Annotated in this window: 37 protein-coding genes; 10 read left to right on the top strand and 27 right to left on the bottom strand. The window is 66.5% G+C overall.

The annotated features are described in order from the left end of the window. Window positions 1–20 precede the first annotated feature (20 nt). The 4 genes from V3391_RS15850 to alaE form a co-directional block, all read right to left on the bottom strand. Window positions 21–377, bottom strand: a complete 357-nt coding sequence (locus tag V3391_RS15850) for a low molecular weight protein tyrosine phosphatase family protein (protein ID WP_332079395.1) — start codon at window positions 375–377, stop codon at window positions 21–23. Beyond that, window positions 374–1213, bottom strand: coding sequence for a polysaccharide deacetylase family protein (locus V3391_RS15845; RefSeq protein WP_332079394.1), 840 nt, complete (start codon window positions 1211–1213; stop codon window positions 374–376). Before V3391_RS15845 ends, V3391_RS15850 begins: the two co-directional genes overlap by 4 nt. Then, on the bottom strand, window positions 1210–1332 hold the full coding sequence (locus tag V3391_RS15840) for a hypothetical protein (RefSeq protein WP_332079393.1): 123 nt from the start codon (window positions 1330–1332) through the stop codon (window positions 1210–1212). The genes V3391_RS15845 and V3391_RS15840 overlap by 4 nt, the downstream gene beginning before the upstream one ends. Window positions 1333–1576: 244 nt before the next feature. Then, window positions 1577–2032 (bottom strand): L-alanine exporter AlaE, encoded by a 456-nt coding sequence (gene alaE, locus V3391_RS15835; RefSeq protein WP_332079392.1) that lies wholly within the window; start codon window positions 2030–2032, stop codon window positions 1577–1579. A 253-nt stretch (window positions 2033–2285) separates the two neighbouring features. Between alaE and V3391_RS15830 the strand changes: the two genes are divergently transcribed. Together V3391_RS15830 and V3391_RS15825 are read left to right on the top strand one after the other, a co-directional pair. Next, entirely contained in the window at window positions 2286–2519 is a 234-nt protein-coding gene (locus V3391_RS15830) for a hypothetical protein (protein WP_332079391.1), read from the top strand. Between the two features lie 174 nt (window positions 2520–2693). Further along, window positions 2694–3497, top strand: a complete 804-nt coding sequence (locus V3391_RS15825; RefSeq protein WP_332079390.1) for an EAL domain-containing protein — start codon at window positions 2694–2696, stop codon at window positions 3495–3497. A 6-nt stretch (window positions 3498–3503) separates the two neighbouring features. On the opposite strand, the gene V3391_RS15820 is transcribed toward V3391_RS15825, so the two are convergent. Beyond that, window positions 3504–3749: a hypothetical protein gene (locus V3391_RS15820; protein ID WP_332079389.1), complete on the bottom strand. Its 246-nt coding sequence runs from the start codon at window positions 3747–3749 to the stop codon at window positions 3504–3506. A gap of 179 nt (window positions 3750–3928) precedes the next feature. On the opposite strand from V3391_RS15820, the gene V3391_RS15815 reads away from it, so the two are divergent. Continuing rightward, on the top strand, window positions 3929–4966 hold the full coding sequence (locus V3391_RS15815; protein WP_332079388.1) for a sensor histidine kinase: 1038 nt from the start codon (window positions 3929–3931) through the stop codon (window positions 4964–4966). Then, window positions 4963–5361: a response regulator gene (locus tag V3391_RS15810; protein ID WP_332079387.1), complete on the top strand. Its 399-nt coding sequence runs from the start codon at window positions 4963–4965 to the stop codon at window positions 5359–5361. The genes V3391_RS15815 and V3391_RS15810 overlap by 4 nt, the downstream gene beginning before the upstream one ends. Before the next feature lie 15 nt (window positions 5362–5376). Here V3391_RS15810 and V3391_RS15805 read toward each other — a convergent pair whose 3' ends face one another. From V3391_RS15805 to V3391_RS15785, 5 genes are all read right to left on the bottom strand, one after another. After that, window positions 5377–5628: a Rho-binding antiterminator gene (locus V3391_RS15805; protein ID WP_332079386.1), complete on the bottom strand. Its 252-nt coding sequence runs from the start codon at window positions 5626–5628 to the stop codon at window positions 5377–5379. A gap of 21 nt (window positions 5629–5649) precedes the next feature. Further along, the gene (locus tag V3391_RS15800; RefSeq protein ID WP_332079385.1) at window positions 5650–5793 is read right to left on the bottom strand and encodes a hypothetical protein; all 144 of its coding nucleotides are present in this window, start codon (window positions 5791–5793) and stop codon (window positions 5650–5652) included. Between the two features lie 62 nt (window positions 5794–5855). Then, window positions 5856–6920 carry an SDR family oxidoreductase gene (locus V3391_RS15795; protein ID WP_332079712.1) on the bottom strand — a complete coding sequence of 355 codons (1065 nt, stop codon included), beginning with the start codon at window positions 6918–6920 and terminating at the stop codon, window positions 5856–5858. 36 nt (window positions 6921–6956) lie between these two features. After that, a complete protein-coding gene (locus V3391_RS15790) occupies window positions 6957–7325 on the bottom strand; it encodes a TraR/DksA family transcriptional regulator (protein WP_332079384.1) in 369 nt (122 codons plus the stop codon). Between the two features lie 80 nt (window positions 7326–7405). Beyond that, window positions 7406–8770 carry an amidohydrolase family protein gene (locus tag V3391_RS15785; protein WP_332079383.1) on the bottom strand — a complete coding sequence of 455 codons (1365 nt, stop codon included), beginning with the start codon at window positions 8768–8770 and terminating at the stop codon, window positions 7406–7408. Window positions 8771–8853: 83 nt separating this feature from the next. Between V3391_RS15785 and V3391_RS15780 the strand changes: the two genes are divergently transcribed. The 4 genes from V3391_RS15780 (at window position 8854) to V3391_RS15765 (ending at window position 11500) form a co-directional block, all read left to right on the top strand. Next, on the top strand, window positions 8854–9696 hold the full coding sequence (locus V3391_RS15780) for a LysR family transcriptional regulator (protein WP_332079382.1): 843 nt from the start codon (window positions 8854–8856) through the stop codon (window positions 9694–9696). A 465-nt stretch (window positions 9697–10161) separates the two neighbouring features. Further along, entirely contained in the window at window positions 10162–10371 is a 210-nt protein-coding gene (locus V3391_RS15775) for a cold-shock protein (RefSeq protein ID WP_332079381.1), read from the top strand. Window positions 10372–10535: 164 nt separating this feature from the next. After that, complete coding sequence (locus V3391_RS15770; protein ID WP_332079380.1) at window positions 10536–11249, top strand: pseudouridine synthase; 714 nt, start codon at window positions 10536–10538, stop codon at window positions 11247–11249. Next, window positions 11249–11500 carry a hypothetical protein gene (locus V3391_RS15765; RefSeq protein ID WP_332079379.1) on the top strand — a complete coding sequence of 84 codons (252 nt, stop codon included), beginning with the start codon at window positions 11249–11251 and terminating at the stop codon, window positions 11498–11500. The genes V3391_RS15770 and V3391_RS15765 overlap by 1 nt, the downstream gene beginning before the upstream one ends. A gap of 21 nt (window positions 11501–11521) precedes the next feature. Here the strand turns inward: V3391_RS15765 and V3391_RS15760 are convergent, their stop codons facing one another. Continuing rightward, entirely contained in the window at window positions 11522–12529 is a 1008-nt protein-coding gene (locus tag V3391_RS15760; protein ID WP_332079378.1) for a DUF2268 domain-containing putative Zn-dependent protease, read from the bottom strand. A 159-nt stretch (window positions 12530–12688) separates the two neighbouring features. Between V3391_RS15760 and V3391_RS15755 the strand changes: the two genes are divergently transcribed. Next, entirely contained in the window at window positions 12689–13465 is a 777-nt protein-coding gene (locus V3391_RS15755; RefSeq protein WP_332079377.1) for a DUF4440 domain-containing protein, read from the top strand. 20 nt (window positions 13466–13485) lie between these two features. Here the strand turns inward: V3391_RS15755 and V3391_RS15750 are convergent, their stop codons facing one another. The 7 genes from V3391_RS15750 to V3391_RS15720 all read right to left on the bottom strand — a co-directional run bounded on the left by V3391_RS15750 (window position 13486) and on the right by V3391_RS15720 (window position 18499). Further along, window positions 13486–13794, bottom strand: coding sequence for a hypothetical protein (locus V3391_RS15750; protein ID WP_332079376.1), 309 nt, complete (start codon window positions 13792–13794; stop codon window positions 13486–13488). A 179-nt stretch (window positions 13795–13973) separates the two neighbouring features. Continuing rightward, on the bottom strand, window positions 13974–14339 hold the full coding sequence (locus tag V3391_RS15745; RefSeq protein ID WP_332079375.1) for a hypothetical protein: 366 nt from the start codon (window positions 14337–14339) through the stop codon (window positions 13974–13976). A 77-nt stretch (window positions 14340–14416) separates the two neighbouring features. Continuing rightward, window positions 14417–15421: a hypothetical protein gene (locus V3391_RS15740; protein ID WP_332079374.1), complete on the bottom strand. Its 1005-nt coding sequence runs from the start codon at window positions 15419–15421 to the stop codon at window positions 14417–14419. Window positions 15422–15680: 259 nt separating this feature from the next. Continuing rightward, on the bottom strand, window positions 15681–16142 hold the full coding sequence (locus V3391_RS15735) for a BON domain-containing protein (RefSeq protein WP_332079373.1): 462 nt from the start codon (window positions 16140–16142) through the stop codon (window positions 15681–15683). A gap of 276 nt (window positions 16143–16418) precedes the next feature. Then, a complete protein-coding gene (locus V3391_RS15730; RefSeq protein WP_332079372.1) occupies window positions 16419–17207 on the bottom strand; it encodes an alpha/beta fold hydrolase in 789 nt (262 codons plus the stop codon). Window positions 17208–17390: 183 nt separating this feature from the next. After that, the gene (locus tag V3391_RS15725; protein ID WP_332079371.1) at window positions 17391–18173 is read right to left on the bottom strand and encodes an SDR family oxidoreductase; all 783 of its coding nucleotides are present in this window, start codon (window positions 18171–18173) and stop codon (window positions 17391–17393) included. Then, window positions 18170–18499 carry a nuclear transport factor 2 family protein gene (locus tag V3391_RS15720; protein ID WP_332079370.1) on the bottom strand — a complete coding sequence of 110 codons (330 nt, stop codon included), beginning with the start codon at window positions 18497–18499 and terminating at the stop codon, window positions 18170–18172. Before V3391_RS15720 ends, V3391_RS15725 begins: the two co-directional genes overlap by 4 nt. Before the next feature lie 97 nt (window positions 18500–18596). Here V3391_RS15720 and V3391_RS15715 point away from each other — a divergent pair, with 97 nt between their 5' ends. Beyond that, a complete protein-coding gene (locus V3391_RS15715; RefSeq protein ID WP_332079369.1) occupies window positions 18597–19526 on the top strand; it encodes a LysR family transcriptional regulator in 930 nt (309 codons plus the stop codon). A gap of 75 nt (window positions 19527–19601) precedes the next feature. Here V3391_RS15715 and V3391_RS15710 read toward each other — a convergent pair whose 3' ends face one another. The 9 genes from V3391_RS15710 to V3391_RS15670 all read right to left on the bottom strand — a co-directional run bounded on the left by V3391_RS15710 (window position 19602) and on the right by V3391_RS15670 (window position 26438). After that, window positions 19602–20036: a YybH family protein gene (locus V3391_RS15710; RefSeq protein ID WP_332079368.1), complete on the bottom strand. Its 435-nt coding sequence runs from the start codon at window positions 20034–20036 to the stop codon at window positions 19602–19604. A 282-nt stretch (window positions 20037–20318) separates the two neighbouring features. Further along, on the bottom strand, window positions 20319–20672 hold the full coding sequence (locus V3391_RS15705) for an FKBP-type peptidyl-prolyl cis-trans isomerase (protein ID WP_332079367.1): 354 nt from the start codon (window positions 20670–20672) through the stop codon (window positions 20319–20321). A gap of 39 nt (window positions 20673–20711) precedes the next feature. After that, window positions 20712–21239 carry a hypothetical protein gene (locus tag V3391_RS15700; protein WP_332079366.1) on the bottom strand — a complete coding sequence of 176 codons (528 nt, stop codon included), beginning with the start codon at window positions 21237–21239 and terminating at the stop codon, window positions 20712–20714. 162 nt (window positions 21240–21401) lie between these two features. Next, window positions 21402–22076, bottom strand: a complete 675-nt coding sequence (locus tag V3391_RS15695; protein WP_332079365.1) for a hypothetical protein — start codon at window positions 22074–22076, stop codon at window positions 21402–21404. Window positions 22077–22140: 64 nt separating this feature from the next. Further along, a complete protein-coding gene (locus tag V3391_RS15690; RefSeq protein ID WP_332079364.1) occupies window positions 22141–22857 on the bottom strand; it encodes a hypothetical protein in 717 nt (238 codons plus the stop codon). Window positions 22858–23002: 145 nt separating this feature from the next. After that, complete coding sequence (locus V3391_RS15685; protein ID WP_332079363.1) at window positions 23003–23296, bottom strand: hypothetical protein; 294 nt, start codon at window positions 23294–23296, stop codon at window positions 23003–23005. Next, a complete protein-coding gene (locus V3391_RS15680) occupies window positions 23247–24449 on the bottom strand; it encodes a hypothetical protein (RefSeq protein WP_332079362.1) in 1203 nt (400 codons plus the stop codon). Before V3391_RS15680 ends, V3391_RS15685 begins: the two co-directional genes overlap by 50 nt. A 259-nt stretch (window positions 24450–24708) precedes the next feature. Further along, the gene (locus V3391_RS15675; protein WP_332079361.1) at window positions 24709–25491 is read right to left on the bottom strand and encodes a TSCPD domain-containing protein; all 783 of its coding nucleotides are present in this window, start codon (window positions 25489–25491) and stop codon (window positions 24709–24711) included. 251 nt (window positions 25492–25742) lie between these two features. Then, complete coding sequence (locus V3391_RS15670; RefSeq protein ID WP_332079360.1) at window positions 25743–26438, bottom strand: hypothetical protein; 696 nt, start codon at window positions 26436–26438, stop codon at window positions 25743–25745. Window positions 26439–26585 lie beyond the last annotated feature (147 nt).

Here is a 26585-nt window from a genome sequence, read left to right as displayed (position 1 = left end):
ACACGACGTCGCTCGCGGCGTCAGTCCTCGCGCCGTGACGCGGCGGGCCCGCGTGGCAGATGCGGCGACACCTTCGCCTGGAGCAGACGCACCAGCGCCGGCGCCATGAAATCGAAGTCGTCCGGTATCTGCAGACAGATCACCCGCGCATGCCGCAGATGCGCCCGGAACCGTTCGCCCAGGCGCGCGCGATGCACACGCTCCATGACGAAGATCGTATCGGCCCAGGCCAGCAGTTCCGGTGTCACCGGCACTTCGGCATCCGGACTCAGGCCGGCCGATGCGGTCTCGATCCCGGGCCAGTCCGCAAACACCTGTTCGGCGGTCGGGCTGCGCAGCCGGTTGCGGCTGCAGACGAACAGGACGTGCCGGGTCAAGGTACGTCCATTCCGGGGCGGGCTTGTGCACCGGCCTGCGTCTGCCGGCGGCGCACCCAGGTCATGATCTCGCGGAAGGTCGCGGTCCAGTAGCGGTCGCGGTGCGCAGCGAGATGATCGAGCAGTTGCGCATGCGCCTCGCTCGACACGGCAAGGTGCTCGGCGCCGATCCCGTGGAAGGTCAGATTCATCATCGTGCCGCGGCGCGCGGCCGCGTCGACCAGCGCGATCAATGCCTCGCCATCGAGACCGACCGGCGCCTCCACCGGTACCGCCTGCGGGTCGAGAGTGCGCATGTCGGGCACGATAGCGCCGCCCATCACCTTGATGCCCACGAAGTCCGCGGCGAGTCCCGCCACGTAATCGCCATCGCGCGCCACGGTGTCGCCGCAGGGCACGGTGAACGTCCGCGCCGTGGCGCCGTCGATCGCCTGCAGCATCGTCGATGCCAGCCGCACCTGTTCCTGCATCTGCGCGACGGTCATCGCGTCGAGATCGTGCTGCGGCGTCACCCATGTGCGCTCCGGCTTCGACGCCGCGCACTGGTGGAACAGGCTGTGGTTGCCGAGCTCGTGCCCGTTGCGCGCCGCCGCGCGCCACGCGTCCATGCGCGTACGCACCGTGTCGGATGACAGCGTGAGGTAGAAGCTGGCCTTCAATCCCCGGCGATCGAGTGCGGGAATCGCCGTGTCGAGCTGCGAATCCAGCGCATCGTCGTAGGCGAGACTCACCGCGGCCCGCTGGCCATAGGGCCACGCGAACGCAGCCGGCTCCGCTGCCGCGGCCGCGCACGACGCCACGGCCAATAGCAGCGCGACTGCAGACCGGCGTGTCACGGCGCCTGATCCGCACGCACGAAGTTTGTCACGTAGACGGGCGATCCGTCCTTGGACGTCATGCCCATCCGCGGGTCGACGAAGCTGTTGTGGAACCAGAACACTTGGATCGGCTTCATCCGGAGCTCCCTGCAGGACGTGTACGCGCAGCGTAGTCCGGTCGCGCGCGCCGTGCATGCGGGACCTGCATCGCGCAGTCCGGCGCACGTCGTGATCGCTGTCGCGCACGGCGTGGCGGCAGTCGTCGCTGACGCTATCCCGGCGCAGACCGGTTCGGGCGCTCGCTCCCGCGTGCCGCGCGTTCGACGCGGTGCGCTGACCGATCGAGCGCGTTCCGTGGCACGGGTCAGCGCGCCGCAACCGTCAGGACTGCAGGCTCATCGGCTTCTCGCCGCCCGGCGGCAGTCCGAACAGGCGCCTGGTCCAGTTGAGGAACGCGCCGTAGGGACGCCCCGACACCAGCATGATCGCCGTCGCACCCAGCACGCCGAGCAGCAGACCACGACCCGACGCACCGCTGATCGCGATGATCGCCGCGTAGATCGGCACCTGGAACGACACCAGCGCCAGGCTGTCCCAGGCGGTGCGCGACAGGCGGGACGGGCCGGCGCGTCGCATCAGCCAGTCACGCCACACGCCGTAGGGTCGCGCCACCGGAATCATCAAGGCCGCGCCGAGCAGACGGGCATGCAGCACTTCGTCCCAGGACATGCCGGAGACGAAGCGTTCGTTGAGTGCACCGGTCACGGTGAAGAACAGCACCAGCGCAGTGGTGTCGGCGAGGAACGCGCGCGTGCGCGTCGGTTGCGTGGGGGTCATGGGAGACGGCCGTGCAGATCGTGGCAGGAACCGGCGCCGGCGGACTGTGGCAGCCGTGCGCCGCGTCCGGTGCCGCGGCGTTGCAGTGTGACATCGGGTGGACGCCATCCCGTTTCACGTCGACGCCTTGCGCATGCCGAAGCCGGTATTCGCAGCGGAATCCGCAGCGTCCGCGCAGCCCAGCTGCCTGCAACCGTGACATACCGTGCACGCGCCCGCTCTACAGTTGCGCATCCCTCCGGATGCACAGCCCATGCCCATCAACGACGCCACGACCGCCGCGCTGCAGGACCTCGACGTCAGCCTGTGCAACTACGGCGATTCCGAGGGCGACCGCCTGAAGAAGATCGCCGCACTCGCGAACATGGCGGTGCGCCTGCGCGAGAGCGCGCCGGCGGACGAGCGCGACTGGATCAACCAGGCACTGCACGCGCTGGCGACCAAGCATCGTGTGCCCGACGAGTGCGTCCTGCCGCATCCGGACTGATCCACGGCCTCGGGCGCGACGCACGCATCGCCCCCTGGACTGCATGAACTCCGAGACAAGCGTCGATCGACGCGCAAAGTGCGCCAGCGCGCACATCGGCGCGCAGCCCGGTCGTAGGATGGAGTGCGTCCGCGGTGCATCCTGCGTGCGGCGCTCCTTCCGCTGGAACCTGGCATGTATCTCGAGAAATTCTTCGGCGCTGCGCCGTCCCCGCATCCCTGCAGCGGCTGTGGCGGTGACGACACGCTCGATTTCGAAGTCCGCATGGCGTTCCAGCCGATCGTCGATGCGCGCGACCGCTCGATCTTCGGATACGAAGCGCTGGTCCGCACCGGAGACGGCGGCGGCGCGGCCGAAGTCATCGCGCGGGTCACGCCGGCGCAGCTCTACCGCTTCGACCAGACCTGCCGGGTGAAGGCCATCGAAACCGCGGCGCGGCTCGGTCTGCAGCAGCGGTTGTCGATCAATTTCTTTCCCAATGCGGTCTACGAGCCGGCGACCTGCATCCGCCTGACGCTGACCGCGGCGCAGATGTTCGGCTTCCCCACCGACCGGTTGATCTTCGAGACCGCGGAATCGGAGCAGGTCCGCGACCACGCGCATCTCACGCGGATCTTCCGCGACTACCGCAATCGCGGCTTTCTCACCGCGATCGACGACTTCGGCGCCGGCTACGCGGGCCTGAACCTGCTGGCGGATTTCCAGCCCGATCTGATCAAGCTCGACATCGCGCTGATCCGCAATGTCGACACCGACCCGGTGCGCACCTCGATCGCCCGCGGCCTCGTGCAGATCGCCGATGCGATCGGCTGCACGCTGCTCGCGGAAGGCGTGGAGACCGAGGCCGAATACCGGTGTCTGCGCGCGCTCGGCGTGCCGCTGTTCCAGGGCTACCTGTTCGGCAAACCGCAACTGGAACGCCTCGACACCGTGCCCGACGCGCTCTGGGACCAGCTGGAGCGACCGCCGGGCACCTGAACGCCTTCAGGCGGAATCGACGGCGGTCGCGTCACCGGGCGCGTCGTCGCGCGTCGACGCGACCTGCCGGGCGGCCTCGATCGCGGCGACCTCGGCCACCTGCGGCGTCCCGAAGCTGTCGCCTGCCAGCACCGTGTCGATGGGCGCAGCCGATCCGGCCACGTGCAGTTCGCCTTGCGCGGTCCACTTCCCGGGCTTGTCGGCCGTGGGCGTGACCCGTGCGGTGATGGCGTAACGGCCTTCTGTGTCCATGGCGTGCGCTCGGCCGGAGTGGCGGGCCTGCAGCGTACGCGGGCGCCCTGCAGCGTCGCCTTCACCCGCGCGACCCGTCCTGACCTGCGTCGGGCGAGCATTCAGATTGCGGTGCCGTCATGACGGAATACCCACAAACCCCGGTGCTAGAGTCGGCCACCGCCTCGCGAGCCCCTGTCGTGCAACTTGCCCAGCCGCGTGACCCTGCCACCTTGCGCGCCTATGAAGCGCTGCTGCAGGCCACGCCCGATCTCCTCTACGTGTTCGACCTGCAGCACCGGTTCGTCTACGCGAACGATGCGCTGCTGGCGATGTGGGGCATGCGCTGGGAAGACGCGGCCGGCAAGACCTGCCTGGAGATCGGCTACGAGCCCTGGCACGCGGCGATGCACGACGAAGAGATCGACCGCGTCATCGCCACCCGCGCACCGATCCGCGGCGACGTGCCCTTCCAGCACCACGCGAAAGGCACGCGGATCTACGACTACATCTTCACGCCGGTGATCGGCGCCGATGGCGAGGTCGAGGCGGTCGCCGGCAGCACCCGCGATGTGACCGACCGGCGCGTGCACGAGGAACACCTCGAACTGCTGGTCAACGAGCTGAACCACCGGGTCAAGAACACCCTGTCCACCGTGCAGTCGCTGGTGCGCCAGACCCTGGGCACCGCGCAGGATCTCGACGACGGTGGCACGCGCATCGAATCGCGCCTGTTCGCACTGTCGCGGGCGCACGATGTGCTCACGCGCGAGAACTGGCACAGCGCCGACATCCAGGACATCGTCGAAGGCGCCATCGCACCCTACGAGGCGGAAGTGGGCCAGCGCTTCGAATTGTCGGGCCCGCCCTGCCGCGTGAATCCGCAGCGCGCGCTCGCTCTCGCCATGGCGCTGCACGAGCTGGCGACCAATGCGGTGAAATACGGCGCGCTGTCGCGCGACGAGGGCGAGGTGCACATCCACTGGGACTGCACGCATCCGGGCGAAGGCGCCGCGATGGAGTTCACCTGGCGCGAATGCGGCGGGCCCGTCGTGCAGACACCGACGCGCCGCGGCTTCGGCTCGCGACTGCTCGAACGCGGCCTGCGCAACGATCTGGGCGGCGACGTCGAGCTTGCCTACGCGCCCGAGGGCGTCGTGTTCCGCGCCACCGCGCCGCTCGAATCCGCACCGACCGATACACTGACGGAAGCCGAACTGGAAACGGAAGCCCGATGATCGGCACCGATGCCGCGATCCTCATCGTCGAGGACGAATCGATTCTGGCGATGCTGCTGGAGGATTTTCTCGGCGATCTGGGCTACGCGCCGCCGGCGGTGGCGTCCAACGTCGCCCAGGCGCTGCGTATCATCGATGCCCGCGACTTCGACTTCGCGATACTCGACATCAACCTCGGCGGCGAACAGAGTTTTCCGATCGCCGATGCACTCGACGCACGCGGCGTTCCCTACATCTTCATGACCGGCTATGGCGCTGCCGGCGTGCCCGAGCGGCTGCGCGACCACTACATCCTGCAGAAGCCCTACGGCGCCGATGCGCTGCAGAAGGCCCTCGCGAGCGGCGGCCGGATGGTCGACGCCGCGCGTGCACGCAAGTCGGGCGCTGGCGCCTGACGCGAACGTGCCGCGCTAGTCCGGGTAATCCGCTAGACGCGCACCGTCGATCGACACGATGCGATCGAGCCGCACAGGCCTGCCGCTGTCGAGCAGCACGTATTCGCCATCGGGCCGGGTGACGATGTCACCGATGCGCGCCTGCACGCGCTCGATCGCATCGGCGGCATCGCGGACCTCCAGCGTCACCACAGAACGCCGCGTTGCCGCGGCCTCCAGCAGATCGTGGAAGTCGCAGCTGATCGGGCGGTAGGGCGTGTCGTCCATGCGATGTCTCCGCGACCGGACTCAGTGGCCGCCCTGACGTTCTTCCGCGCGATCGCCGGCCTCGTCGCTCGACAGCTTCGACGGCGCCTCCTTCCCGGGCGTTTGCGGAGGCGCCTTGTCCTGCTGCGACTTCTTCATGCTGTCCGGTGTCTGCGGAATGCTCATGGCGGATCTCCGTGGTGGGTCGGATCACCCTGCGCCCGGGCGGATCAGCCAGCTGTGATGCGCTAGGGAATCAGCCTCTGCGCGCGCAGCTTCGCGAACAGATCGAAGAACGCATCATCACTGGGCTGGTAGTCCAGAAAGCCCATACGGCGGCTCTTGGACATGTCGGTGACGACTTCCAGCGGCCGGCCCAGATCGGCATCGGTATGCCAGGGCGAGATCAGGCGCTGGATGTCGGCTTCGATCAGACCGTGGGCGACCGCGAGCTGCGTCCACGCGTCGGCATCGTCCGCCATCTGCATTTCCAGCGGCTGCACCGTGCCGTCGAACGGCGCGGGTTCGAGTTCGAACCACTCGGCAATGCGGCCCCACATCCAGCGCCATCGGAACACATCGCCGTTGACCACGTTGAAGGCTTCATCGGCCGCGGCCGGCGTGGTCGCGGCCCACAGCAGATGCTTCGCTAACTGGCGTGCATCGGTCATGTCGGTCAGGCCTTCCCACTGCGCGGTCGAACCCGGGAAGCGGAACGGCCGGCCGGTCGACTTGCACAGCGAGGCGTAGACGGCGAGCGTCGTGCCCATGTTCATCGCATTGCCGACGGCCGCGCCGATCACCGTGTGCGGGCGATGCACGCTCCAGTGGAAGCCGTCGCGCGCAGCGGCGGCGAACACTTCGTCTTCCTGCGCGTAATAGAAATTCTCGATGTCGAGCCGCGGCTGTTCCTCGCGGAACGGCGTCTGCGGCAGCGCGCCTTTTGCGTACGCTTCGAACGGACCGAGGTAATGCTTCAGCCCGGTCACCAGCGCGACGTGCCGCACCGAACCCGCCGGCTGCAGCGCATCGAGCAGGTTGCGCACCATCGCCGCATTGACGCGGATGTTCTCCGCCTCGCTCGCCTGCCGCGACCACGTGGTGATGAACACATGGCTGGGCGCGAGACCGGCCAGCGCTGCGCGCGTGCCCTGCGCATCGGACAGATCCGCCGCCACGCCCTGCACGCCCGCCGGCAATGCCTCCGGCCGTCGCGCCAGTCCATGCACGTCCCAGCCCGCTGCCAGCAGCTGTTTCGCCAGCGCGCTGCCCACGATGCCCGTCGCGCCCACCACGAGTGCCTGCTGCGTCATCTGTCCTACCTTGCGTTGCATGTCCGGCGCCATGTCTTACGCGTCCTCGTCTTCTTCGACGGTCCACAGACTCTCCGGCAGCGCGTCGAGACGGGCCTTGGGAATCGGTGCGCCACTGCGATCGGACAGACCGTAGCTGCCGTCCTCGATCTTCTGCAGTGCGCGCGTCACGGCCGCGAGGCGCGCGGTGTTGTGCTCGATCAGCGCGGCGTTGTTGTCGCGCAGGTTGGTCTTCTGCGCGTCGTCGCCCGAGCCCTGCGGTTCGTCGATCGAATCGGCCTGCAGCTCGGCTTCTTCAGCTGCGGAGGCCTGATTGTCCGCCCCCAGCTCGTCGCGCAGGGCCAGCAGTCGCGCCTTCTGTGCGGCGATGTAATCGGCTGATAACGCGGCGGTGTCGTGGGCCATGGGGGAGTCCGCTCGATGCAAAGTGAGCGCAGACCCTAGGCCACGCGGCGCCTGATGCGCGTGAGCGTCGGCGCCGTGCGTCAGGCGGCGCCCACCTCGCCCGAGACCAGACGCCCCTCGTGGAACGTCGCGCGACGCGGTGAACAGCGCGCCACCACCTCGGCCGAGCAGCTGGCCTCTGCCAGCACGAAGGCCGCCGCATCACCGGCCCTGGGCCAGGCGCGCGCGCCGGCATCGTCCAAGGGCAGCACATCGCCGGTCGCGATCCGCAACGCACGCGACAGACTGCGCTCGTCGCTGCCCGCGTAGAGCTGCGCGTACAGATTCGCCTTGTCGATCATGTCGCCGGTGCCGAAGGGCGACCAGTGATCGATGACGCTGTCGGTGCCCGACATCACCCGCACGCCCATCTCGCGCAGCGCCTGCAGCGGCATCACCGAGCGGCCGATCGGCACGGTCGAGGCCACGTCGATCCCCTGCGCCGCCATCCGTCCGCCGAGTTCCGCCAGTTCGCCTGCGTCCAATGTCGCCAGCGCGAAGGCGTGACTGAAAGTCACGCGCGAGCGGAGCGCCGCATTGGCCTCGACCGTCTCGACCATGTAACGCAGGGCCGCGACGCCCGACGCGCCGGACTCGTGCAGATGGATGTCGACGCCCTTGTCGTGGTCCAGCGCGATCTGGAACATCGCGTCGAGCGAGGCTTCCATCGCACCGTCCACATTGGTGGGATCCAGCCCGCCCACGTGCGTGACGCCCAGCGCCATCGATTCGCGCATCAGGCCGTCCACCTTCGAATGCAGCAGGCCGTGCTGTGGAAACGCGACGATCTCGCACTCGAACGATGCCTGGCGCTCGGCCAGCGCGCGCTTCAGATGTTCCAGGCTCCGCAGTCCGCTGACCGGATCGATATTGCAGTGGCTGCGCGCCGTCGTGGTGCCGTTCGACAGCAGCAGCGCGATCAACGCTTCGGCGCGTGCCTGCGAGGTCGGCAGCAACTGCGGCAGCAGCGTTTCCTCGTACGCGATCATGTCCATGATCGTCTTGCCCTTGCGCGGACGCGGCGCCTGCCACGGACCGCCGTAGAAGGTCTTGTCGAGATGGATGTGCATGTCGCGCATCGGCGGCAGCGCCAGCAGTCCCTGCGCGCTGTAGCGCGGCAGGTTGCCCGCGGGTGCGTCGTGGATCGCGACGATGCGGCCGCCTGCGATCTCGAGCGTCTGCAGCGCGGTCTCGGTGCCGACCACCACGCCGCCGTCGCGCGCGAAACCGGTTTCCAGACGCACGTCGGTCAGCAGGTAGTGGTCGTGGTCGTGGTCGTGGACGATGCCTGTCACACCTGCGGTGTCCGGTGCTCGCGCCTGCGCGTGCACGGGCAGAAATCCCAGGGCTGCGCCCGCCGTCATGATGCCGCCGCTGCGGCGCAGGAACTCTCTGCGGTTGGTCATCGGGTCCGATCCCGTGTCAGTTATCAGGACTGTAGAGCGGCACGCGGATATTCAGAAATTAAATATCTGGATACTTTGCATGCATGAACCAGATGATCGATCCACGCCTGCTACGCGCGTTCATCGCCGTCATCGATGGCGGCGGCTTCACCCGCGCGGCCGAGCACTTGAACATGACCCAGTCCACCATCAGCCAGCAGATCGCACGGCTCGAGGACCAGCTTGGCCAGGCGCTGATCGACCGCGAGGCGCGCCCGGTCCGCATGACCGTCGCCGGCGAGCGGCTGTCCGGCTATGCGCGTCGCATTCTCGCGCTGCAGGACGAAGCCACGCTCGCGCTGGGCGATCGGTCCGGCACGGTGCCCGTGCGCATCGGCCTGGCGGACGACATCCTGACGCCCGACATGGCCCGGCTGTTCGCCACCTTCGCGGCTGCCCATCGCCACATCCGTCTCGATGTCACCACCGGCCTCAGCCGGAGCCTGACCGCGCGCTATCGCGACGGAGAGTTCGACATCGTCGTGGTCAAGGAATCCGCGCCGGCGCCCGACTGTCGCGTGAGCTTCGCCGAGCCGATCGCATGGTTCGAAGCCACCGCGGCGGGCACATGGCCGGATCCGTTGCCGCTGGTGACGTTTCCGCCGGGCGGTCTGTATCGCGAGCAGATGTTCGCGCGCGCGGACGCCGACGGGCGGCGCTGGTATGTCGCGTTTTCCGGCAGCAGCCTGCAGAACGTGACCACTGCGGTCGAAGCCGGGCTGGGCATCTCGTTGTTGCCGGTGCGTGTGGCGACAGGCCAGCGGATGCAGCGCTGCCGGCTCTTCGGCGCCGAGCAGGCCATGGTCGTCTCGATGTACGCGTGGGAAGCGCAGGGTCCGTACGGACCGCTGGTCGCGGACATGCACGGCGTGCTGGAGTCCCGCTGAGCGGCGAAGCGCAGTTCCGGCGTTTTCGACGGCCGCGTCCGGAATCCACCGTTCGCCGCATACGCGATCGAATTCCCGGAAGCAGGTTTGCCCCGGTTGACCGACGTTGACGGCGTTCGGCGCACCGGCCGCGCTGGATCGGGCGCCACGACGGTCTCTGCTTCGACCGGGAAAACACCGCTCAGGCCCGTCGTACCGCCGTTTCCCTGCCCCGCCCGCAGCTCCGCCCGTCATCGGGCGCTCACAGTTCACAGACAAATCGGAAAAGTGCTGTAAGGTGCACCCACTGTTCAAAGCGGGATCACGGTACATCGTGGCTCCGATGCGGTTGATCACAGGTTCCAGGGCCGGCAACGGCCTCTCCAGACGATCCGCTCCATCGCTTCGCGTTACCCCTTGCTCGATACAGTCCCGGCACCGCACTTGCGGGCCGTGTTTCCAATCACTGATCCAAGGAGTAACACCATGTCTGATCGTCAGAACGGCGTCGTCAAGTGGTTCAACGATGCAAAGGGCTTCGGCTTCATCACCCCGCAGAGCGGCGACGACCTGTTCGTCCACTTCCGTTCGATCCAGGGCAGCGGCTTCAAGTCGCTCCAGGAAGGCCAGAAGGTCTCGTTCAAGGTCGCGCAGGGCCAGAAGGGCCTGCAGGCTGAAGAAGTCCAGGCCGAGTAAGTTCTACTCGACCTGTGCCGCGCAAGCGGCGCTGAAGAACCCGGGCGGAAACGTCCGGGTTTTTTTGTGGCCGCTCTCCGGCGCCGCGCGCCCACTTCGATGACCCCGCGCGCACGATCTGCCAGACTGCGTGCCCTTCGCGATCACCGGCACCGCACGCGTCCATGCGCCTGAACAAGCACATCAGCGATACCGGCGCCTGCTCGCGGCGCGAAGCCGACCGCCTCATCGGCGAAGGCCGGGTCTCGGTCAACGGCATGCGCGCACGCGTCGGCGCGGAAGTGGGCGAAGGCGACACCGTCATGATCGACGGCCAGGCGCTTCTGCAGCGGACCACCGCGCCGGGCAAGCGGCGACACGTGTACATCGCGCTGCACAAGCCGGTCGGCATCACCTGCACCACGGAAGCGTCGGTGAAGGGCAATATCGTCGACTTCGTCGACCATCGCGAACGCATCTTCCCGATCGGCCGGCTCGACAAGGATTCCGAGGGCCTGATCCTGCTGACCAGCAACGGCGACATCGTCAACGCGATCCTGCGCGCCGAGAACAAGCTGGAGAAGGAGTATCTGGTCACCGTGAACCATGCGGTGAGCCAGGAGGTGCTGCGCGGCATGTCGCGCGGGGTGCCGATCCACGGCCAGACCACCCTGCCCTGCCGCACCAGCCCGCTGGGCAAGTTCGGCTTCCGCATCATCTTGGTCCAGGGCCTCAACCGGCAGATCCGCCTGATGGCCGCGCACTTCAAGCTACGCGTGAAACAGCTGATCCGCGTGCGCATCGGCCCGGTCAAGCTGGCGCATCTCAAGCCTGGCCAGTGGCGCAACCTCACCGACGCCGAACTGCGCGGCCTGCTACCCGGCCAGGCGGAATTCTGATGCGCGACGACCTCACCATCGCCGTTGGCGAGCTCTACCAGGCCATCCGCCACGAACACTGGCAGGGCAAGACCTACCGCCAGTTCTGGACCTGGTTCAACGACCGCTGCATCGAGATCGTCGGCATGGCGGAGACGGCGGATCTCGACGCACTCGGCACCGCCCTGCTCGATGTGCGCGATGCGATCGAGGCCGGCGGCTACATGGTGGGTTCGGACCGGCTGGACGAGACGATCGACCCGGAGATGTGAGTCTGCTCGACGCGTCCTGCGTCAATCGCCGACCGGTGCATAGCCACTCGACTGCAGCACGCCATCCAGATCATCCAGACGCAGCATCGCGCGCAGGGCGAGATCGCGATCGGGTGCGCGCGTCACGTATCCGTGCCAGATGCGCTGACCGATCCAGTACCCCAGATCCTGCGGCCGGTCCGGCGTCGCCGCATTCCAGAACCAGCGCGTGCCGGCCGCCACGGCTTCGGCATCGGGCGCATCGCCTTGCCAGTGCGCGCGCATGACGGCGCGATCGTGATGGAAGGCGGCCATCAGGTCGGCCTCGCGCGCCATGGCCCAGGCGTCGTCCGCGCCCGAGGGGTCTTCGCCGCGCACCAGCGCACCGAGATAGTTCGCCGCGCCTTCGCGCAGCGCCCACGCCAGCAGATCGCGACGCAGAGGCGCATCGTCCGGCCATTCGGGCTGCGGTACATGCGCGAATTCGTGGGCGAGCAATGCACGAAAGCCCGGTCGCCAGTCCGGCGTCGCGCAGACCCGCTCCACCGCCACCGCGATCGTCGGTCCGGGCAGACGCATGCCGGACGAGCTGTCGGCGCCCGCCAGGACATGGATCGGTGGCACGACGAAATCGGGAAACACGTGGGCGTACGCAGCCGCGATGGCCTGCGCATCCAGCGCGGCCTCGCGTCGTGCCGCCTCGCTGCCGCAGCGCGCGAGCGCCATGCGCCAGCGTTGCGGCTGCGCGGCGACGGCGTCGGCCAGACGAGACGCGCCGCCGATCGCGTCCCTGTCGAACGCGTGCAAGGCCGGGCTGCCAGGATCCAGATAGCCACGCTGCAGCGCGGCGGCATCGGGCGCCGGATGCGATGCGTGCATCACTGCAGCGAACCGGTCGACGTCATCCATCGACAGCACGGTGTCCGGTGACGCGGGCGCGCTCGCGCAACCTGCGGTGATGAGGCCGCACAGCGCGAGCCACATGACGCGCGCACACCGGGCGCTCCATGTGTCGATGCAGTCGGATGCCGAGCCCATCTGCGTGGTCATGCCTGCGCCGCGCTATGTCGATCGTGCAACGGAGTGTGCGCGCGGGAGACCATCTGCGCGAGCGGACCGCGTTGCCATCCGTCAGGGTGTCTTCCGGACGACGCGGTGCGCGCGACTTCCCACTACCTTGCAATCTTTACGCACTGCAGGCGCATGTCCATGAGAACAGCTCGACGCGTGGCCCTCGCCGCATTGCTGACGGCGTGCGCCGCGGCGAGCGCGCAGACGCCGGATGCAGAGCGCGACGTGCGCGCTGCCGATACCGCGTTCTGGCGCGCGTACAACGCCTGCGACATGACGGCGATCGGCGCGCTGCTCACTGCCGACATCGAGTTCTATCACGACAGAACCGGCCTCACGACCACGCGCGCCGGCGTCGTCGACTCGCTGCGCAACGGTCCCTGCGCGACACCCGACATGCGACTGCGTCGCGAGGTCATCGAGGACAGTCTCGCGTTCCATCCACTGGCTGACGGCTACGCGATCCTGTCGGGGCAACATCGCTTCCACGTGCGCAACGGCGATGCACCCGAGCGTGTGGATGGACAGGCCGGTTTCACCACGCTCTGGCAGAGCCGCGACGGCCATTGGCGGATGCACCGCGTGTTGAGTTATGCGCACGGGCCGGTGGCGTATGAGCCGCCGTCGGCGATCCAGTTGCCGGCGGCGACGCTCGCCCGCTACGCCGGACGCTACAACTCGGCGCGCATCGGCGGGATTGCCGTCGTCGTCGAGGGCGACCACCTGAGGCTGACCGCCGGCGATTTCGTCGTGGCGTTGTATCCGGAGTCGGCGACGCGCTTCTTCGCAATGGAACGCGACCTGCGTTTCGAGTTCGACACCAGCGGGACGTCAACGCCGCGCGCGCTGGCCGTCTACGAGAACGGCGCGCTGACCGAGCGCGCCACGCGCGAGCGCGCCACGCGCGAGCGCTGAGCGCGTCGGACGCGACACGATCACACGATCGGCGGCGGCTCCACCGGCGGTCGCTCGCCCGGCAGCGGACGCAGGTTTTCGGCCTCGCTTTCGCGCTTGTCGATGATCTCGCTGGCCAGCTTGTCCGCGGCCACCCGGTGCTGCAGCGATTTGCACAGCGCGATGCCGGCGTGGGTCAGACGCACACCGTCTTCGTGCTCTTCGACGAGCGCGCCTTCGAGCAGGCGCCGGGTCATCTCGGTCTCGACCGGCGTCGGATCGTTCGCCTCGCTGATCTGCTGCAGGACGTCGAGAAGCGCGAGGTCTTCCAACGGAATCGGGTCGATCATGGACGTGTCCGTCGGCTCAGAGGCCGGCAGTATGCGCCCGCACGCCGGCGAGCGGACGCCCGTTGCCGATCTGCCCGGAACCTATTCAGCGCCTGGCCCGGTCCGGATGTCGCCACGCGCGCACGTCCGCGCACGCCTCCATGACGGCGATCCGATCCTGCAATCGCGCCAACCGCGCGCTACGGCGCCGGGCGTGTCGCGTTCCAGTTGAACAGGAAGTTGCGGTGCTCGGCCCAGGTCTGCCCGCTGGCGGTCGCGCCGGCCAGGCACACCGCCGTGTGGTACGGGCCGGCGCCGTCCGTCGTGCGGAAACTCGCGCACAGCCGGCCACGGTCCTGCTTCCAGCGCCCGGCTTCGATCGCGCTGCCGTAGAAGCTGCCGCTGACCGTGCCGTCGGCCGCGAGCGACAGCTGCATCGGCTGCGTATAGACCTCGCCGGGCTTGCTGGACAGGTCGACGACCCAGGCGCCGTCCAGACCGGTACCGGCGGCGGACGCCGGCACCGCAGTCAGGCTCACGAGTACGCACAACACGAATCGACGCATGACGGTGTCCTCGATGCGGAAGGCCGGCCCGGCTCGACGCGATCCACGCCCGGCGTTTCCGCGGATCCTACGCCTGCCTAGGCCGCGCGGGCGACTGCCCAGGCGTCCGGCTTCGGCGCCCAGTCGCCCTCGCCCAGCACCGCTTCGACTAGGTGTTCGAGCGGATACCCCAACGTGTCGACCGCGGCGGCGCTGCCGGCATCGTCGCTGTCGGCGATCGCGGCGAACGCGCGGAAGGCGGCGTCGTCTTCGCGCGCCGCGAGTGCTGTGATCGCGCGCGCAAGATCGTAGGCCAGCTCGACACCCTCGCCCGCGGTGTGGAATGCGGCGCCGGACCAGAACGCCTGGATCGTCGTCGCGTTCCACCAGTCCGCATGGCGCGCGGCCATTTCGTCGGGGCGATACAGCGCCAGACGCGGATCGGCGAGTCGCGGCAGCAGGGTGCGCTCCACGTTCACCGCGAAGCCCTCGTGCAACCAGTCCGGCATCGGCAGATGCGCCAGCAGCGCATGCGTGAGTTCGTGGACGACCACCGCCTCCAGTTCGTCCAGCCCGTCGTGCCAGCTGGCGAAATGTCCGTAGCCGGCATTGATGAAGACGCCGCTCGACATCGGCACCGTCTCGCCCTCGCCCTGGTATTGCGACAGATAGGCGTAGTAGTCGTCCTGGCTGGCGAACACCACGACGACGTGACGGCCGTAGCCGGTCTCACAGGCCAAAGGCCCGAGGCTGCTGCGGATCGCCCGCAAGGCCTGCGTGCAACTGCGCAGCACCAGCGCGGACGCGCGCGCCGACTGTGCCGACAGCAACAGGAAATCCGTCGTACCCGTCTGCCGATAGCCCGCGGGCAACGCCGTGGCGAGCACGTCGAGCCAGTGCGCCGCCGCGGCATCGTAGTAGCCGTGCAGCAGTGTCTCGTCCGCGTCCTCGGGCAGCGCGGCGTCCATCGCCTGCCAGTCCGGCACGGGCAGCGCCATGTCGGCGCGCCAGTGCATCTGCACCGGCATCCGCGCGTGCGCGTCGCGCGTGTCCGGCGCCTCGTGCGCCTCAGGTGTCTTCTTTCCGAACAGCCAAGCGAGCATCCTGCTCCTCCCCGATTCCGTTGCGCATCGTCGCATGACGCGACGTGCATCTGCATCGCGCCCCGGATCGGACGGACACGCCAGGCACCGCGGCCGATCCGGTCAGCCGGATGCGGCACGCGCCCCGGGCACCGCCGGTGAGAGTTGAGGCCCAAAAAAAAAATGCCGCACACCCGAAGGTGCGCGGCATTTCGATCCAGGCTTGAATCCGCGATGCGCTGCGCGTCGGGCGCGTGGCCCGATCCGCGGCGCTCGGGACTTACTGCGTCGTCACCAGATTGGTGGTCACGACGTCGGTCACGCCTTCGATCTCACGCGCAATGCGCGTCGCTTCGGTGACCTGCGAGGCCTGCTCGACCTGGCCCGTCAGCGTCACGACGCCATTGACGGTTTCCACGTCGATCTTCAGACCGGACACGTCGGAATCGGCCAGCAGCGAGGACTTCACCTTGGTGGTGATCCAGGTGTCGGAGCCCGGCTGGTCGGATTCCATGCCGGTGTTCATGCCGTTCGCCGAACCGTCCATCGGCGCGTCGGTGCGCGCAGCGCCCGTTGCGGCCGTGTCGGGCGTCGTTGCCGGCGGCGTGGTCTGCATCGCAGGATCGGTGGCAGGCGTCATGGCGGCATCGTCCGCAGTGCGGTCGTTCGAACAACCGACGGCGAGTGCAAGGACCGAGGACATCGCAATGGCGAGCGGAATACGGGTGATATTGGAAGTCATCTGAAGCTCCAGCGTCTGGGTGTGCCGGAGAGTGTCAACGGTGGGTGTCATCGGTCGCGTGACGGAATGACCCGGATTTCAGAATCCGGGTTTACGTTTGTGACACGCCCGCGAAGACGAGCCCGCAGCGCTGCGCAAACCAAAGCGCGCCGCATCGATGCGCTGATCGAACGTTAAAGCGAGGAGTTCCGGCGTGGCGTTCACTGCGCCGTGCAAACGGTCACTGGGCTGCGCACCACGATGGACCGGACGCGACCGGTCCATCGCAACGGGCGATCACTCGCCCTGACGCACGCCCTGCGCGGCGCGCTCGATCGCATCGGCGACCACGCCCGGCCGGGTGTAGAACAGCGCGTGGCTGGCCGACACGCGGGTGATGTCGGCGCCGATGCGTTCGGCCATGTGGACGAGCATGGCCTGGTCGAACGCCTTGTCCTCGGTCGCGATCACCGCCCAGCTGGGCTTGCTGCGCCACGCGGACTGCGTCAGCGGCGTGGCGAACGCGGCCATGTGGATCGGCACCTGCGAGTCGCGCAGGAACGCCGCGTCGGCGTCGGTGGTGTCGTGCGCGAAGCCGGCCTTGAACTGCGCGGGCTTCACGATGCCGAAGCCGTCGGCAGCGGTGTCGATGACGAATTCCGGCGTCGGCGCGAAACCGGCGTACTGCTGCGCGGTGGTCTCGCCGGCGTCGGGCGCCAGCGCGGAGACGTACACCAGCGCGGTCACCTTGTCGTGCACGCCGGCCTCGGTGATCACCGTGCCGCCCCAGGAGTGGCCGACGAGCACGGTCGGTCCATCCTGGCGATCGAGGACGCGGCGCGTGGCCGCGACGTCGTCTTCCAGCGAGGTCAGCGGGTTCTGCACGATCGACACGCGGTAGCCGCGTGCGGTGAGCAACTCGTACACCGGGCGCCAGCCCGAACCGTCGGCGAACGCGCCGTGCACCAGCACGACATTCTTCGCATGGGCCGGGGTGGTCGGCGTGGCCGCATCACTCGCGTGCGCGCCGGACACGGCGCTGGCGGTCAGGGCGGCAGCAAGCACGGCGGTCTTGAACATGGACATGGCAGGTCTCCGGTCGGAATGGGATGGCGGTCTGGGTGCGGCGGGATGTGTCGTTCGGCAGGGCTACTTTTCCACAACCGCTGGACTTTGGGGAATTTAAAGTCCACATAATTTGACAATTCGTACCGATCTGCTGGCGATCGCCCGCCGCCGCGGCTGACTGTCCGCGGCATCCGGCGCGGGTCAGGCGGTGGGGACCGTGCCGCCGTCGATCGTGATCTCGCTGCCCGACATCGCCGCCGCGCGTGGCGAGATCAGGAATGCGATCAGATCCGCGACCTCTGCGGGCATCGCCGGCCGCCCCAGCGGAATGCCGCCCAGCGCATCCATGACCATTTGCCGTGCGCCCGCGAGATCGGTGTCCGCGCCGGCGGCGATGGTGCCGAGGAAATCGGTCGCGGCTTCGGTCTCCACCCAGCCCGGCGAGACGCGCAGCACGCGCACGCCTTGCGGTGTCACCTCTTTCGACAGCGCCTTGCTGTAAGTCGACAGCGCGGCCTTCGCCGCGGCGTAGGCGATGGTGGAATCGTGCAGCGGCAAGCGGTGCTGGATCGAGGTCACGTGCACGATCACGCCCGCGCCGCGCTGAAGCATCTCCGGCAGCACCGCACGGTCCGTGCGCACGGCCGCCATCAGATTGAGATCCAGCGCCTTGGCCCATTCCGCATCGTCGAGTTTCGCAAAGCCGCCCGCGGGCGCCGACGATCCGCCGACGACATTGACCAGTGCATCCACACCGCCGAGATGGTCGCGCGCCCCGGCCACCGCGCGCGCGGCGCCTTCGGGCGTGGCGAGATCGACCGCGAGGTAGTGCACGCCGTCCACGGCCGTGTCGGGGATGGACCGGGCCGTCGCCACGACGCGGGCGCCCAGGCTGGCCAGCAATGCGGAGACCGCGGCGCCCACGCCCCGCGTGCCGCCCGTGATCAGCACGCGTGTGCCAGAGAGTCGGAGATCGAAGCTCATGACGCGATCTCCAGCGAGGCGATCCGGCCGCGGGCCAGGGTGAAGGTGTAGCGCAGGTCGATCGGGCTGCCCGGGAACGCGCCGGACACGTTGCAGGTCACGATGTACGCGCGACCGTCCTGGGCCACGGTGTGCGGCCGCGCGGTGAAGTCGTACTTCGCCTGCGTCGCCGACTTCCAGTCCGCGATCTGCGCGGGACCGCGATGGGTATGGCCTTCGTCGAGCACCACGCCGTCGTCGTCGAAGCAGCGTCCGACCGCCTGCGCGTTCTGGCGGTCGGCTTCGAAATAGGCGGCGATCGGTTCGGGGAGATCGAGGGTATGCATGACGCGCTCCTGTCGGGTGGAGGGGTCATGCTGCGCCGCGTGGATCGTGCCGTGAATCGCCTATTATCGAATCGGCTTATGTCCAAAACGGTGCACAGTGCGCGGATCCGAATTCGCTGAACTCCGGGCCTTCGCGGCCGTCGTCGACCGGTCCAGCTTCGCGCGGGCCGCCGATCATCTGGGCCTGTCCCGCTCGGTCCTGAGCCAGATCATCCGGCAGCTCGAGGAACGCCTCGGCGTGCGCCTGCTCAACCGCACCACGCGCAGCGTGTCGCCGACGGAAGCCGGCAGGCGCCTGCACACGCGCATCGCGCCGATGCTCCGCGACGTGGACGAGGCGGTGGCCGAGGCCATGGGGTCGAACGCACGCGCCGCCGGCACGCTGCGCATCAACACCTTCAGCATGGCGGCCGAGACCCTCATCGCGCCGCGTCTCGGGCGGTTCGGCCGGGCGCATCCGGACGTGGTGCTCGACATCGTCATCAGCGACGGGCTCAGCGACATCGCCGCCGAGGGCTTCGACGCCGGCATCCGCGTGGGCGGTCGACTGGAGAAGGATGTCGTCGCGGTGCGGCTGACGCCGGATGTGCAGCTGATGGCCGTCGCCAGCCCCGATTACCTGGCGCGTCACGGCACACCCGCCACCCCGTCGGACCTGCAGCGTCACGCATGCATCAGGTTCCGGTTTCCCGGCAGCGGCAGGATCGCCGGCTGGGAGTTCGCGAAGGCCGGAAAGCGGGTCGAGTTCCACGGCGACGGGCCGGTGATCGCGAACCACCAGAGCATCATTTCCGCCGCAGCCGTGGCGGGCCTCGGCATCCTCTACACCTACCACGACGACTGCGTCGCCCAGGCATTGCAGGACGGCCGGCTGACACGCGTACTCGCCGACTGGTCGCCGACGGTGCCGGGGCTGTATCTGTATTACGCCAACCGGCGGCACATGCGCCCCGCGCTGCGCGCCTTCATCGACTGTCTGCTGGATCGGGATCTCGAGCCCGCTGCGTCCCCGGCTGCTGTCGACTGACGATGCCGGATGCAGGACGCCAACCGACCTCTCGCGCGCTCCCGCACAGCGCATCGAACGGTGCTGGCACAGTCCTCAGGGCGTTGCCGGCGCCATCAGCAGCGACTCGTGCGCGAGTACGATCCGCCAGCCCTCGGGGAGCCGCTTCCAGATCGACGTGGCGAACACGCGCGCATCCGCTTTCGCGCCAGCCGGCGTCGTGCTGGTGACCTCCAGCGTCTGCAGCGTCGCCACCACGTCCGCATTGATCGGCGTGATCTGAGGCGGTGACGGCGCGCGGTACACCGCATCGGATTTGCCGTGGTCCCACCAGTCCAGCTGTGCGTCGCGAATGGCCTGCCAGCCGCGCAGCGTGATGTCGTCGAACACCAGCACGGTGTCCGGCTGTCTGGCGTACATCCGCATGAAGCGGTCCGTGTCGTGGGCATTGGCGGCCGCCAGCATCTCGTCGAGCAAGGGCAGAAGTTCAACCTGCACAGTCGTCGTGGACGGCGCCGACGGCGCGGCCACCGCCAGACTCGACCACGCACACAGGACGACGAGACACGTTGCCCCGGCCACCCGGCGCAAGGTCGACCGCAGGCCGTGCCGCGGCGCACCCGCCCGGCGCGATTCGCCCGCTTGGCTCACTCCGGACCCGACACCCATTTCCGACTCCTCACGCGCTGCGCGTCCTGAAAGACTTCAAGCGCTGCAAACATCGAAACGCTCTCGACTCCATACGTCAGCAGCGGCCTGATCCGGCCGCTACTGACGCGAAGGGCGCTCGACGCCGCACGTGCGCCGTCGGACTCAGGCGCCCAGCAGTTCCACGTCGAACTTCAGAGTGGCATTAGGCGGAATGACGCCACCGGCCCCGCGTGCGCCGTAGCCGAGGCTGGCCGGAATGATCAGCGTGCGCTGGCCGCCTTCCTTCATGCCCTGCACGCCTTCGTCCCAGCCCTTGATGACCATGCCGCCACCCAGCGGAAAGATGAAAGGCTCATCGCGATCCTTGCTCGAATCGAACTTCGCGCCCTGCACGCCGTTCTCGAACAGCCAGCCCGTGTAGTGCACGGTCACGTTGCGGCCGGGCTGCGCTTCTGCGCCCGTGCCGACGACGGTGTCTTCGTACTGCAGGCCGGACGGCGTGGTGATGGAGGTCATGGGGGGATCCTTGTCGAATGCGGAAACGGGGCGCGCAGTTTAGCGGGCGGGTCGGCGTCCGACACTCGGAGATGGATTCTCACCCGCATTCCGATCAGAACCTGACACCGGCACCTCCACTGCAGTAGCACCCATCAAACGCTCGATTTCCTCGCGTTCCGAAAGGGGACGCTGAAAGCCTGCCGGATACACAGGCTCAAAGCTGCCGCACTTCAGCAAGAAGATGCCCGTGGATCCTTGAGCAGCATTCGTGATAGCCCCCAGCTCGTAGTGCCACATCGTCCAAAGTGGCACGACAATGCGCGACGGAAGCGCCGCCCCCTTCGAGCGCAGCACGTCCTCGACCTCCAGATGGAACCGGATCTGGTTCTTCAAGCCCGGCCCGGTCCTGGCATTGCGATCCGCGACCGGTCGCCCCCGCGCGTTGACCATGCTCACTTGCTTCACCGTGGCCGCAACAATGCAGTCCGCTTCCTCCACCATCTCCGCCAGTGGCTTAGGTGGAACGGACGTGCCCGCAGCAGGGCCTGAGAGAATCAGGCAGATCAGAATGAGTAGATGTTTCACGAGCAGATTTCCATGGCAAAGCACTTCTGGCCTGAGTCGCGGTGGGAATAGCCAAAGTCAGATCGCCGCGAACCCAAAGAAAGTGAACTTGACACCGTTATCCCCGCCTGCGTCCACCGCTCTACCTCAGAAGTGAACTGCCCTCCTGATTCGAACTCGCGCTCAGGGCGGAGCAGCCGCTCCGGGCCACTCAGGTAGCGGCACCTCGCGGGCGCGCATCACGCCGTCGCGCACCATCCGATACACGTCCTCGATCAGGATGCCCTCGGAACACCAGACCTGACCGCGCGCGATGCGCAGATGTGGCAGCGTTCCGGCCTCGTACGAAACGCGCATGCTCGTCGGCAGGTCCGACTCACGCGCGATGGGCTGGAGAAATCGCAGCGCCTTGAGTTCCGGCGACGGCGGACCGTCCGGGTCGAATCGGATATCGCCACATGACGCCCACTGTTTGTCGGCAGTCCGATGCATCGGGATTGCCTGGTACTTGTGCAACCAGGGCGTGTCGCCCATCGCGACGAACAGCAGCGCGTAATGGAACCGGCCGAACGGCGGAAATCCGTAATGGTCGGCCACGGCGAACTCGAGCGTCGTGCCCGCTTGCGCGCCGACAACGTTCTGCACCACGCGATATCGGGCCTTGAACAGCTCATCCATCGTGATGCAGGTGAGTTCCCCGGTCTCGGATGCGGCCGCCCGGCATGGATCCGGCATCGGACGAATCGAAATGCGCTCTCCGACGAATACGGCGGTGTCGACGTCCCGCGCCGACACGTCGGGCGTGGCGGTGGAGCAGACGAAGGCGGTGAACAGCGTCAGAAGACACTTGGTTCGCACGGCGGAATCCCTCCTGATGTGCAGCGACGACCTTACCGTTTACCTGCACGCGCCCACACGCGCATCAGTTTTCAGGCACGCCGCTCGCGCGGTGTGCCGGCAGGCCCGCTGCCGCGCTTGGCTGCTCGCTCTGAACGATCAACGCTTCGTCGAGCAGGTAACCGTAAAACTGCAACCGCCTGCGGAACTCGGCGCCGGCCCAACCGATCACCCAAAGGATCGCGGCCATGATCGCGAAGAACGACATCCAGCCGGGCAAGGCCAGCAGGTCGCGCCAGTTGCGCAGCACGACGAACAGCGACAACAGCAGTGGCAGCAGCCCGAGCCGCTCGACACCACCGATCAGCATGATCAGCCGCGACCCCAGGCGTTCGTACGCCATCCGCGCAGCACGCGCCTGCGCGTCCAACTCGCCTTTGGGATAGGCGGCAAGCCGTGTCGCCAACGCACGGAACTCGCCGACATCGTGGTCGACTTGTGCGATCAGCCCCTGCCGATGCTTGCGGAACTCGCGCCACAGCACGAAGACGTTGCGCACGAAGCCGGGGGCGAATCCGATCACCATGACGATCAGCCCGGCCTTCGACATCCAGACCATCCATTGCGCCGGTGCGAACCACTCGATCAACAGCGAGGGCAGCAAGCCCAGCACGGCTCCCACAACGCCAATCAGCGTCCAAGGGCGAATCCACTGCGGCGTGTTGAGCGTCGCGACCGGCCCCTCGGGCATAGCCTCGATCTGGGCGTCCAGCAATGCGAATGTCAGGGGCGCCTGCTCCATGGCCTCGTCTCGCTCTTCAGTTAAAACAACCAAACTAAGGGAACTTTACCCCGTTATCCACGGTTATCTGCGCGCTACGGCCCAGATAACTCGAGGTAAGTGAACCTGACCCCACTGCCCGGTGGGCTCAGGGAGTGGCTGCCACCTAAGAAATGAGTGCCTTAAACTGCTGATACAGCAACGTCTCGCCGTATCCGTACATGAGCGCCGATCGCTGCTTGATCAACTCGGCAAGATCGGCGTCGTCTAGCACAAGAATGAAGCCACGCTGGTCGTTGGCAGTGTCCTTACAGCGCTTCAGCAGCAACGCTTTGTTCTCGACCGACCTGACTACAAGGATGCCGAGCTTTCCCCTGGAGGGTGAGAATCGACCAGCCAGTTGGTCAACTTCAGGATTCCCGATCTCCTTGCCGTAATTTTTTGCATTCAACAAAGACATGTGAGGCAGGATGACTTCTAGCAACCCAGCTGAAGAACCCATCCTTGGCATCGTTCACATACGTAATATCGATGCGCTTTCTGCCTTCATGGATCTTGTCCTGCTTTACCGGGAAGGCTAGTGCCGGATAGAGCAGCGCAGAGAGCAGCTTTTCGATGGCATTCTCGTAATTTGTCGCATCCTTCGCACCAGTGGCAAGTGAGGTAACGTCCTTCAGCAGGCCGTCGAGGTTAGGTGCTGGAACATTCTCAATCTCCGCGAGCGCGCTATGGTCAAGAGGCCGCGATGGCGTTGCGATTTTTGTCTCTCGGTAGTTCGTCAAAGCTTGGGGATGTTCGCCTGTTAGCTTGGCGGAAACCAACTTATCCGCTCCGTACAGGTCATAGAGATCGGTCTTGTATACCTTCTTGACGCCCTTGTTCTTTTTGCTTTGGAGAACGTGCACCAAAGACGAATTGATATCTTTGTGGTGCTGCTGAAGAACAGGCATCAAGAAGTGTCGGTAATACTCTTGGTGCCCGTAGGTCTGCCTCACACGCGCAATGATCTTCGGGATCAAGATAAGCGATCCATGCTTTGTAATTGGCAGATCAATTAGATGGCTTTCCCACTTCTCGTCGCGCGTGTTCCACACTGGGCCTGAATCAGCCCCCGAAGTAAGCGGAATCCCGTAATAAACGCAAGCTTGCTGCGTGTACTGAATCAATGGTCCACGAATGATATTGCAAACGGCATCTGACAACATGTCGGGACCTACGCCGTCCACGAACAAGATCGTGTCTTCGAGGTCGTGGAGCACGCCCGTCTCTGCTGCTCTGCTCTTGACTAGAGACTCCCAAATTTTCTCGGCGGATACCGCGCCTAATGCGCTTCCGCGAGACCTACCTTTTGAGTAGCCTATGTGGAACTCGTTCCTCTCGTTGAGACAAGCGAGTAGCTGTTTTGCCCGATCGTGATCACCCCTCCGGATTGCTGTCAGGACGGACTCAAAATAGCTTTGCAGAAGAGACACGCAGTGGTGTCCCCAGTCTGTCTGCAATGAACGCAATGCAGCCGGGTCAACAAAGACCGGAATATCCTTATCGATGTGGACATCGAGAAAATCGAGCGTTCCCTGATTTCGACCCAACTTGAAATATCGAGATACGAGCATTCCTTGTCCCCTAGTCGGCTCTAAATCTAATTAATTTAGTGGTAACAGTCTCGGCCCGTGCGGCTATTTATCGCGACGCTGCAAGTCATCCACACAGACTTCGACACATGCCACGCTGTCGAACAATCGCCCGTGACAACTTCGGATACCTGCAACTGAAACGCGACATCAGATGCGATGCGTGCGGTAAAAAAAGTGGGGCCAGGTTCACTTCTGAACGACTGACCCCATTGCTGATTCCACGTTGCTACGGGCTAACTCACCCGCACTTGCTGTACCCGCAGTTCAAACAAGTCGCACACCCATCCATCAGCACCAGCGCCTTCGTACTGCACTTGTGGCACATGGTTGCGGATGGCGGGAAGCTCGCGCCGTCGCCGGTGATTTCGATGTCTTCGGGGTGATCGTCGGAGCTGCTAGGCGCGCGCGGCGCGCCGCTCACGTCACTGTTTTTTTTTGAGCCTTCGCGCTGGGCGATCTGCTTGCGCTTCTCGGCGATCAGGGCTTTCTGCGCCTCACTCATTTCCGGGTCGTGCATCATCCCGATGGACTTCAGATGGTCCTCGACGATCATGCCGAGCTCGGCGACCAGCGACGGCATGTACACGCCACCGGCCTTGAAGTAGCCGCCCTTGGGATCGAACACGGCGCGCATTTCCTCGACCAGGAAGGTCACGTCGCCGCCCTTGCGGAACACGGCGGACATGATGCGCGTCAGCGCGACGATCCACTGGAAGTGGTCCATCGACTTGGAGTTGATGAAGATCTCGAACGGACGTCGCTGTTCGTGCTCGGAGCCGGCGTTGAGCACGATGTCGTTGATGGTCACGTACATGGCGTGTTCGACCAACGGCGACTTGATCTTGTAGGTGCTGCCGATCAGGACGTCCGGGCGCTCGATGCGCTCGTGCATGTGGATGACGTCAGCCTTGGGCAGTTCCGCCTCGACGATCTCGCGCGGGACGGACGTGCCTTCGACGGGTTTGTCTTCCGGTTTGACGACGGCGTATCCGGTGATCTTGCGGTCGATCTTGACGGCCATGGCGGGTGTCCTGGGTGGGGCGGTTGTCGGTGCGGCTTGGGACGCGTTTGGCGGCGATGGGTATCGGTCGCGACGGATGTTCTGGAGGATGGGTGGCGCCTGGTTCGGGATTGGGACGTCGTCGTTCCCTCACCCCAACCCCTATCCCTGGGGGAGAGGGGCTCTGAAACTGGGCGGGTGGAGATTGGGACGTCGTTCTTCCCTCACCCCAACCCCTCTCCCGGAGGGAGAGGGGCTTTGAAGCGGATGGATCAGGCCTTCTTCGACGCGCGCTTGGTGGCGCCCTTCTTGGCGGCGACCGAACGCTTGGCGGTCTTGACCGTCTTCTTCGCGACGCCCTTGCGGGCGGCGACGCTGCGCTTGGCGGTCGCGGTCTTGGCGGCGGCCTTCTTGGCGACCTTCTTCACCGCTTTCTTGACGGTCTTCTTGGTCGCGTTGACCTTGCGGGTGGTCGCGGCCTTCTTGGCGGCGGTCTTGCGGGTCGCCGACTTCTGGGTGGCGGCCTTCTTCGCCGGTGCCTTCTTGGCGACCGACTTCTTGGCGACTGCCTTCTTGGCCGGCGCCTTCTTCGCGGTGGCCTTCTTCGCCGTCGTCTTCTTGGCGGTCTTCTTGGTCGCCTTCTTCGCGGCGGTCTTGCCGGCGCCCTTGCGCTTGAGCGCGGCGATCTCGGACGAGGCGGCGCTCTTGGCGGCGGCGAGCTTCTTCTTCACCGCGGTCACGCGCTTGCTGACGGCCTTGCTCGCGGTTTCGGCGCGCTTGGTCGCGGCCTTGCGCACCTTGGTGACGCGCTTGGTGACGGTCTTCTCTGCATCCTGCGCGCTCTTCTTCGCGGATTTCGCGACGGCGTTCGCGCGTTTTTTGACCTCTGCGACGATTTCCTTCGCCTTCTCGGCGACGTCTTCGGCGGCGTGCGTCAGGGTATCGGCAACCCCGTTTCCGTTACTCATTATCGGTGTCCTCGTCAGTGAACTTTACGGAGCACTTCGTCCGCGGCGGAAATGTAGCGCGAAGCCGGTGCACAGGGGAGCAGCAATTGCGGAGACGACGGTGATGCCACTGCACAGCGTGTTGCCGTTTCCGCGCCGGCGTTGCCG

The organism is Luteimonas flava (genome assembly GCF_036584485.1).
Classification (GTDB): Bacteria; Pseudomonadota; Gammaproteobacteria; order Xanthomonadales; family Xanthomonadaceae; genus Luteimonas; species Luteimonas flava.
The sequence above is the reverse complement of the archived record's forward strand: the minus strand, read 5'-3'. Positions and strand labels throughout refer to the sequence as shown.